Genomic DNA, 8,432 nt, shown 5'->3' on the forward strand with positions numbered 1-8,432 from the left:
CAACTCCTTGGCTCGCGTGCCTGCACAGGACACGGCGCCACATGCAAATGCAATGTTGCGAAGTTGCATCGTTCATATCTGCGGAATATTGTGAAGCCATGGATCAGCCTCGCCGCCGCCTCTTCGCCGGAGCCCGCGTCCGCGACCTGCGCAAGCGTCTCGCTTTGCCGCAGGCGGCGATGGCCGCGCGGCTCGGCGTCTCGGTCAGCTATCTCTCGCAGATCGAGAATGAGGAGCGCCCGCTTACCCCGCCGGTGCTGATCGCGCTCACCCGCGAGTTCCCGCAGGAGTGGGGCGATCTGGGCGATGATCACAATGTTTCCGATCTTATCCGCGCGATCGAGGCGGGGACCGATTCCAGCATCGCCATCGCCCAGATCGACGAGGCAGCCATCCAGCGCGGGGTCGAAAAGCATCCCGCCCTCACCCGCCGCATGGTCGCGCTCCACGATGCCTGGCGCCGCAGCCAGGCGCAGCTGCGCGTGCTCGACGACAAGGTGGAGAGCGGTGCAGGCACAGCCGGATCGCTGCCATGGGAGGAAGTGCGCGACTGGTTCCAGGCGGAGGGCAATTATATCGACCCGCTCGACCGCGCCGCCGAAGCACTGGCGGCCGATTTCGACGATCCGCGTGGCATCGAGGACCGGCTGCGCGGCTGGCATGGCGTCAGGATCGAGGATGCGCGCGACGATGACACTCGTCTCTCGCGCTTCGCCGCCGACAATCGCCGCCTCGTCCTGAGCGGCGTCCTCCCGCCCGAAAGCCGCACCTTCCTGCTCGCGCACCGCCTCGCCGTGCTGGAGTTCGGCAACGAGATGCGCGCGGTGAGCGAGGCAAGCGGCCTTTCCTCCCCCGCCGCACGCGAGCTGCTCTCGCTCGGCCTCGCCAACTATGCCGCGGGCGCGCTGCTGATGCCCTATACCCGCTTCCGCGACGCCGCGCGCGAAGTCCGCCACGACATCGACCGCCTCCGCCAGCGCTTCGGCACCAGCTTCGAACAGGCGTGCCACCGCCTCTCCACCCTCCAGCGGCCCGGCGCGCAGGGCATTCCCTTCTTCTTCTGCCGCGTCGACATGGCGGGCAATATCACCAAGCGCCACTCGGCCACCCGGCTGGAATTCGCCCGCTTCGGCGGCGCCTGCCCGCTCTGGGTGGTGCATGAGGCGGTGGCGATCCCCGACCGCATCCTGGTCCAGCTCGCCGAGATGCCCGACGGCGCACGCTACGTCTCGATGGCCAAGGGGCTGGTCAAGCCGTCGGCGAGCTACGCCCGCCCCCCGCGCCGCTACGCCGTCGCGCTGGGGTGCGAGGAGGCGCATGCCGCAGACTTCGTCTATGCCGACAGCCTGCGCACCGGCGGCATCGCCACGCCGATCGGCACCAGCTGCCGCATCTGCCCGCGCACCGATTGCGACCAGCGCGCCTTTCCCCCGGCGGCGAGCGAGATCCGCATCGATCCCGACGTGCGCGCGCCGGTGCCGTACGAATTCTAGCGAGGCCCTCGACGCGACGCTTCGGGCACGGCAGAACCATTGGCTTCAACCGGAAGGGAGCGTGCGAATGGCGGACACAGCGTTGGTACGATACTCACGCGGCGCGATCCTGCTTCACTGGCTGATCGCGGCGCTGCTGATCTTCAATCTCGCTTATGGCCTGGCGCATGACAGCCTGCCGCGCGAGTGGCGGATCATGCCGATCCACAAGGCGATCGGTATCACGGTGCTCGTCCTGACGCTCGCCCGGATCGGCTGGCGGCTCACCCACCCCGCCCCGCGCCTGCCCGCGCATATGGCGGGCTGGGAGCGGACCGCCGCCCATGTCTCGCACTTCCTGCTCTATGCCTTCATGCTGGCGATCCCGCTGTCGGGCTGGGCGATGTCCTCGGGACCCAAACCCCGGCCGCTCACCTGGTTCGGCCTGTTCGACATTCCCTATCTGCCGGTATCGGAGGCGATGTCGGACTTCGGGCATGAGGCGCACGAGATCCTCGGCTATGCCGCGATCGTGCTGCTGCTGGTCCATATCGGGGCGGCATTCCGCCACCACTACCTCATCCGCGACGAGGTGATGGCGCGGATGACTCCCGGGGTACGGGCGCCCGCCCCGCGCGGCTAGCTAAGGGCCGAGAGGTTCGGCGAGCGCCGCTCGCCGGACCTTATTCCTCGCCCATCCGAAGCGCAGCGATAAAGGCTTCCTGCGGGATGCTGACCGAGCCGTACTCGCGCATCTTCGCCTTGCCCTTTTTCTGCTTTTCCAGCAGCTTGCGCTTGCGGGTGGCGTCGCCGCCATAGCATTTCGCGGTGACGTCCTTGCGCATCGCGCTGATCGTCTCGCGCGCGATCACCTTGCCGCCGATCGCCGCCTGGATCGGAATCTTGAACAGATGGCGCGGGATCAGTTCCTTGAGCCGCTCGACCATGCCGCGCCCGCGCACTTCGGCGGTGGCGCGGTGGACGATCATGCTCAGCGCATCCACCGGCTCCTCGTTGACGAGGATGCCCATCTTCACCAGGTCGCCCTCGCGATAGCCGATCTGCTCATAGTCGAAGCTGGCATAGCCCTTCGAAAGCGACTTCAGCCGGTCGTAGAAGTCGAACACCACCTCGTTGAGCGGCAGTTCATAGGTCACCTGCGCGCGGCCGCCGACATAGGTCAGGTTCTGCTGGATACCGCGCCGGTCCTGGCACAGCTTCAGGATCGAGCCGAGATACTCGTCGGGCACATAGATCACCGCCTGAATCCACGGCTCAGCGATGCTCTCGATCTTGTTCGGCTCGGGCATGTCGGCCGGGTTGTGCAACTCGATATGTCCACCGCCATGCGTCAGCTCGATCTGATAGACCACCGACGGCGCGGTGGTGATCAGGTCGAGATCATATTCGCGCATCAGCCGCTCCTGGATGATCTCCAGATGCAGCAGGCCCAGGAACCCGCAGCGGAAGCCGAAGCCCAAGGCCGCCGAAGTCTCCATCTCGAACGAGAAGCTGGCGTCGTTGAGCCGCAGCTTCGAAATGCTCTCGCGCAATTTCTCGAAGTCATTGGCATCGACCGGGAACAGACCGCAGAAGACCACGGGCTGGACTTCCTTGAAGCCCGGCAGCGGTTCGGCGGCGGGCTTCTTGGCGTCGGTCAGCGTGTCACCGACGCGCGCCTGCGCCACTTCCTTGATCTGGGCGGTGATGAAGCCGATCTCGCCCGGGCCGAGGTCCGGCAGATTCTCGATCTTGGGCCGGAAACAGCCGACGCGGTCGATCAGATGCGTCGTGCCCGACTGCATGAACTTGACCTGCTGGCCCTTCTTGATCGTCCCGTCGATCACGCGGACGAGGATGACGACGCCCAGATATGGGTCGTACCAGCTATCGACCAGCATCGCCCGCAGCGGCGCATCGGGGTCGCCCTTGGGCGCCGGGATACGTTCGCAGACGGCATTCAGTATCTCGTCGATGCCGATTCCGGCCTTGGCGCTCGCCAGCACCGCGTTCGACGCGTCGAGGCCGATGACCTCCTCGATCTCGTGCTTGACCTTCTCCGGCTCGGCGCTCGGCAGGTCGATCTTGTTGATCACCGGCACGATCTCATGGTCGTGCTCGATCGACTGATAGACGTTGGCGAGCGTCTGCGCCTCGACGCCCTGCGCCGCGTCCACCACCAGCAGCGCGCCCTCGCATGCGGCGAGCGAACGGCTCACCTCATAGGCGAAGTCGACATGCCCCGGCGTGTCCATCAGGTTGAGGACATAGTCCTTGCCGTCCGGCCCCTTCCAGTCGAGGCGCACGGTCTGCGCCTTGATGGTGATGCCGCGCTCCTTCTCGATATCCATATTGTCGAGCACCTGGCTCGACATCTCGCGCTCGGTGAGTCCACCGGTGCGCTGGATGAGGCGATCGGCCAGCGTCGACTTGCCATGGTCGATGTGCGCGATGATCGAAAAGTTGCGGATACGGGAGAGTTCGGTTGCCATGATTCCGCGCGCCTAGCAGGGGTAAAGGGTCTTGCGAAGTGGGTTGCAGCACGACAGCCTGTACCAATGCGCAACCTGCTCCTCGCTTTCGCCTGTTTCCTCGCCGCGCCCGCGCTGGCGAAGGAACCTCCAATCTATGTCACCCGCCACTATGATACGCCCGCCGGCGAGCGCGATCCCGACCTGCTTCCGCAAGGCACCGCGCGCGCCGAAAAGCTCGCCAAATGGTTCAGGGGCAAGAAGCTCAAGGCGATCTACGTCAGCGATTTCAAGCGCACCCGCCAGACCGCAGCCCCGCTCGCCACGGCGCGTGGCATCGCGGTCGAGACCTACGACCCGCGCGACACACCGGCCATCGTCGCGCGCGCCAGGGCCGCAAAGGCGCCGGTCCTGATCGTCGGCCACAGCAACACCGTCCCGGATATCGTCCAACAACTTGGCGGTGAACGGCCTGCGGAACTGAAGCACGAGGACTTCGGGGATGTCTGGACGATACACCGCGGCAAGGCGGAACGCTTTAGGATCAGTCCTTAAGGACAATTTTCGCATGACGCACGCACCGCCAATTTGGTAGTGGCAGCGGCACAGGGGGAGGCGTCAGCCTCCAGTACAACCGTGTCTCAGCTGCACAGCCGGTCTCGTCCGGCGGTTCAGCGCATAAAGCAGTGGGCGCAGAAGCCCGCGATGGAGGATTGTTCATGCGAATCGTTCGGAGTCTCGTTGCCACCACCGCGCTCGCGCTCTGCCTCACCGGCCCGGTCCAAGCGCAGCGACTCGCCAAGCCCAGTGGCGGCCAGAAGCTTCAGGAGCAGACGATTCAGGATGTGCCGCGCTGCTTCCGCAAGCTCGGCACCATCTCGGTCGTCGATGGCGACGATCCCCGTCCGTGGACGCAGTATTCGCTGGCCCCGCCGCAGAAGCTGCTCAAGGTTCTGATCCAGCGTTCGGGCTGCTTCAACCTGGTCGATCGCGGCTCGGGCCTGCAGGCGGCTGAGCGCGAGCGTGCAATTGGCGGCAATCTGGGTCACCAGCGCGGTGCGAATGTCGGCCAGGGCCAGATCAAGGCCGCCGACTATGTCATGGTCGCCGAAATTCAGGGCGCCAACAGCAACGTCAGCGGCAGTGGTGCCGGCGGCCTCATCGGCGGCCTGATCGGCGGACGGCTCGGCGGCCTTGCCGCCGGCATCGGCAGCAAGAAGATGGAAGCCAACACCGTCCTCTCGGTGACCAATGTCCGCACGACTGAAACCATCGCCACGACCGAAGGCTATGCCGCGAAGAACAGCCTCGCATTCGGCGGCGGCGCCGGTGTCGGCTTCCTCGGCGGCGGCGTGGGTGCTGTCGGCGGCGGCTATGACAACACCGATATCGGCCGCATCGTCACCCTGTCGTTCATTCAGGCCTATACCAAGCTGGTGACCGAGCTCGGGCTGGTCCGCGCCGGCGACGCGGGTACCGCACAGGCGACCCCGGCCAAGACCTTCACCGCCCAGCGTCCTGTCGCGATGCGCGTATCGGCGGCTGCGGCAGCGAAGGTGATCCGCACGCTCCCGGCCGGCGCGATCGTCTATCCGACCGGCAACAAGAATGGCCTGTGGTGGGAAGTCGCCGACGAGAACGACAATGTCGGCTGGGTGCTCAACACCGGGCTGGCGCCGTCGCTCTAAGACAGTCCCCGCAATCTCCGGCAAAGGCCCGTTCCACCCGATGGAGCGGGCCTTTCCGCTTGCGGGCCTCACCCGAAATGACCAGTCTCCCGCCGCCAGAACCGGAGAGACCCATGCGCCGCCTGTTCCTCGCTGCCCTGCTCGCCACCACCATTGCCCTCCCCGCCGCCGCCCGCGACCTGCTGCTCGTGGGCAACAAGGGCGAGGACAGCTTCGGCATCTACGACCTTGCCGACGGCAAGCAGCTCGCCAAGCTTCCGACCGGCAACCAGCCGCACGAGATCGCAGTGATGGGCGACGGCACCCAGGCTGCGGTGGTCAATTATGGCGGCACGACCATCGATATCATCGACCTCGACCCGCTGGGCAAGGTCGCGACGATCGAGCTTTCGCCCAACAAGCGCCCGCACGGCCTACTCTGGATGCCGAAGAGCGAACGCCTGATCGCGACGACCGAGGGCAGCAATTCGGTCGCGATCGTCGAACCCGACGGCAAAATCACCTCCATCGCCACGGGGCAACTGGGCTCGCACATGGTCGCGCTGCTCGGCGAGGAACGCGCCTTCGTCGCCAATATCGGATCGGGCACGGTCAGCGTGCTCGACCTCAAGGCCAACACAAAGCTCCGCGACCTCACCATCGGCGGCAAGCCCGAGGGCATCGCGGTCGCGAGCGGCAAGGTCTTCGTCGGCGACCTCACCGCACCGCGGCTCAGCGTCTTCGACGCCTCAACCTATGAGAAGCTTGGCGAGCTCGCGATCGACGGCAACGCGATCCGCGTCATCGCCAGCCCCGACGGCAAGATCATCGCGACCAGCAACGTCAACAAGGGCAGTGTTACGCTGATCGACGCCGCGACTCACAGCGTGCTGCGCAGCTTCCCGATCTCGGGTGATCCCGCCGCTGCACAGGTCACGCTGATCTGGTCGAGCGATGGCAAGCGTCTCTACGCCGCCGAGACCATGCGAAACCAGATCGCCGAGATCGACGCCGGTACCGGCAAGGTGCTGCGTCGCATCGACGTCGGCAAGAACGGCGATGGCCTCGCGGTGACGACCGTCAAGTAGCACGATGGCGTCGGACCTCTATTGGATCGACAGCGGCACCGGTCGACGACTCGCCATCATGGCACGCCCGCGCGCAGGCGACTGGCTGGAAGACGAGATTGCGCACTGGAAACGTTCGGGCGTCGCGCTCGTGATCAGCCTGCTCGAACCCGAGGAGGTGGCCGATCTTGGGCTGGAAGACGAAGCGGTTCTGTGTGCTCAGAACGGTATCGAGTTCCTGTCCCTCCCCATCGCAGACCGGGGCCTTCCGGTGGATACGGCGAAGGCCGTGCGCTTCGCCGCCACCGCGGGGGCGGCAGGAAAGCCTGTCGCGATCCATTGCCGCGCCGGGATCGGCCGGTCGTCGATCATGGCCGCCGCCATGCTGGTCAGCGACGGAGTCAGTCCGGCCCAGGCTCTGGCTGCTATTGGCGAAGCGCGCGGTCTGCCGGTTCCCGACACCGAAGCCCAACGAAACTGGGTTCTTGCACTGACTCCCTAGTCCAGGACTAGACCCGGCTTGCTGCCTCCACCGCGCGCAGCACGCTCTGCCACCGCGTCTCGCCCTCGCCGCTGACCAGCGCCCAGCGCACGCCGCGGCGCTCAAGCTCTGCCTTTGAGAGGTCGAAGAAGCGTTGCCGCTGTTCGGGCTCGCCGAACATCCGCGTGCCGTCCGCAACCCAGGGCAGGTCGATGTCGAACAGCAAATACAGGTCCGCCGTGTCGTTCCAGGCCTCGAACCACGGATCGCGCTTGCCGAACAGCATGTCGGCCCACACCGCGGTCATCAGCGGATCGGTGTCGAGGATCAGCGGCGTCAGCCCAGCGGCGAGCATTGTCTGAACCCCGGCATCATGCGTCCGCGCGATCTCGACCAGATCCTGCATCGTGAAGTCGATGCCGCGCGCCTCGGCATATTCGCGGCCATATTCCTCGGCCACCTCGCCGCCGAGATGCGCAGCGAGCCGGGGGGCGAGCGTCGATTTTCCGGTGCTTTCGGGGCCGTGGAGGCAGATCGTACGTGGCGTCATGCGGCCGCCCTACGCCGGGCATGCGCGCGATACCAGTCGATCAATCCCCAGATCGAGAGACCGAGCAGGATCGCGTAGACGCCGGAGGTCAGCCACAGTCCGCGTACCGCAAACAGCGGGATCGCCACGATATCGACCAGGATCCACAACACCCAGTTCTCGAGATAGCGGCGCGTGAGCAGGATCTGCGCTGCGACGCTGGTCATCGCCACGCCCGCGTCCCACCACGGCATCGCCGCATCGGTCAGCCGGTGCATCAGCCATCCCCAGCCGCCGGTCAGCACGGCGCATCCGGCCAGCCACCCGATCCGCGCAGGCCAGTCGAGCGTCAGGACGACGACCTCCCCGGCATCGGCCTTCGATCGCGACCAGTTCATCCAGCCATAGAGGTTGAGCGCGACGTAGAAGACCTGCAGCAGCATGTCGCTATAGAGTCGGGTCTGGAAGAACAGCACGCCGTAGAGCGTCACCGCCGCGATCGCGAAGGGATAGTTCCAGATGCTCCGCCGCGCGACCAGCGCGATATTGGCAAGCAGCAACAGCGATGCAGCGACCTCTAACGGGTTCATGCCCTTGGCATGCCGCAGGAAATTGCCCGCGTCGAGAGCCTTGCCCTGCGCGCATTCGCCGCTAGGCTCGGTATCCACGCGGGGGGGGGGGGGGGGGGGGGGGGGGGGGGGGGGGGGGGGGGGGGGGGGGGGGGGGGGGGGGGGGGGGGGGGGGG

At 66.2% G+C, this 8,432-nt stretch carries 9 protein-coding genes; 6 read left to right on the forward strand and 3 right to left on the reverse strand.

The annotated features are described in order from the left end of the window. Nucleotides 1-98: 98 nt before the first annotated feature. Both AC07TU_RS20315 and AC07TU_RS20320 read left to right on the forward strand, forming a co-directional pair. Nucleotides 99-1,493, forward strand: coding sequence for a helix-turn-helix domain-containing protein (locus tag AC07TU_RS20315; protein ID WP_495189754.1), 1,395 nt, complete (start codon nucleotides 99-101; stop codon nucleotides 1,491-1,493). A 67-nt stretch (nucleotides 1,494-1,560) separates the two neighbouring features. Further along, complete coding sequence (locus tag AC07TU_RS20320) at nucleotides 1,561-2,115, forward strand: cytochrome b (RefSeq protein WP_495189755.1); 555 nt, start codon at nucleotides 1,561-1,563, stop codon at nucleotides 2,113-2,115. Nucleotides 2,116-2,155: 40 nt separating this feature from the next. On the opposite strand, the gene lepA is transcribed toward AC07TU_RS20320, so the two are convergent. Beyond that, entirely contained in the window at nucleotides 2,156-3,964 is a 1,809-nt protein-coding gene (gene lepA, locus AC07TU_RS20325; RefSeq protein ID WP_495189756.1) for a translation elongation factor 4, read from the reverse strand. Nucleotides 3,965-4,030: 66 nt separating this feature from the next. Here lepA and AC07TU_RS20330 point away from each other — a divergent pair, with 66 nt between their 5' ends. From AC07TU_RS20330 to AC07TU_RS20345, 4 genes are all read left to right on the forward strand, one after another. Next, nucleotides 4,031-4,498, forward strand: coding sequence for a SixA phosphatase family protein (locus tag AC07TU_RS20330; RefSeq protein WP_495189757.1), 468 nt, complete (start codon nucleotides 4,031-4,033; stop codon nucleotides 4,496-4,498). A 164-nt stretch (nucleotides 4,499-4,662) separates the two neighbouring features. Continuing rightward, nucleotides 4,663-5,631, forward strand: coding sequence for a CsgG/HfaB family protein (locus AC07TU_RS20335; RefSeq protein WP_495189758.1), 969 nt, complete (start codon nucleotides 4,663-4,665; stop codon nucleotides 5,629-5,631). A 113-nt stretch (nucleotides 5,632-5,744) separates the two neighbouring features. After that, nucleotides 5,745-6,698, forward strand: a complete 954-nt coding sequence (locus tag AC07TU_RS20340; protein WP_495189759.1) for a YncE family protein — start codon at nucleotides 5,745-5,747, stop codon at nucleotides 6,696-6,698. 4 nt (nucleotides 6,699-6,702) lie between these two features. Further along, complete coding sequence (locus AC07TU_RS20345; RefSeq protein ID WP_495189760.1) at nucleotides 6,703-7,179, forward strand: protein-tyrosine phosphatase family protein; 477 nt, start codon at nucleotides 6,703-6,705, stop codon at nucleotides 7,177-7,179. A gap of 7 nt (nucleotides 7,180-7,186) precedes the next feature. Here the strand turns inward: AC07TU_RS20345 and AC07TU_RS20350 are convergent, their stop codons facing one another. Together AC07TU_RS20350 and pnuC are read right to left on the reverse strand one after the other, a co-directional pair. Next, nucleotides 7,187-7,708, reverse strand: a complete 522-nt coding sequence (locus AC07TU_RS20350; RefSeq protein WP_495189761.1) for an AAA family ATPase — start codon at nucleotides 7,706-7,708, stop codon at nucleotides 7,187-7,189. Beyond that, complete coding sequence (gene pnuC, locus AC07TU_RS20355; RefSeq protein ID WP_495189762.1) at nucleotides 7,705-8,355, reverse strand: nicotinamide riboside transporter PnuC; 651 nt, start codon at nucleotides 8,353-8,355, stop codon at nucleotides 7,705-7,707. The genes AC07TU_RS20350 and pnuC overlap by 4 nt, the downstream gene beginning before the upstream one ends. Nucleotides 8,356-8,432 lie beyond the last annotated feature (77 nt).

The sequence above is a fragment of the Sphingomonas sp. GW821-FHT03E12 genome (genome assembly GCF_059420685.1).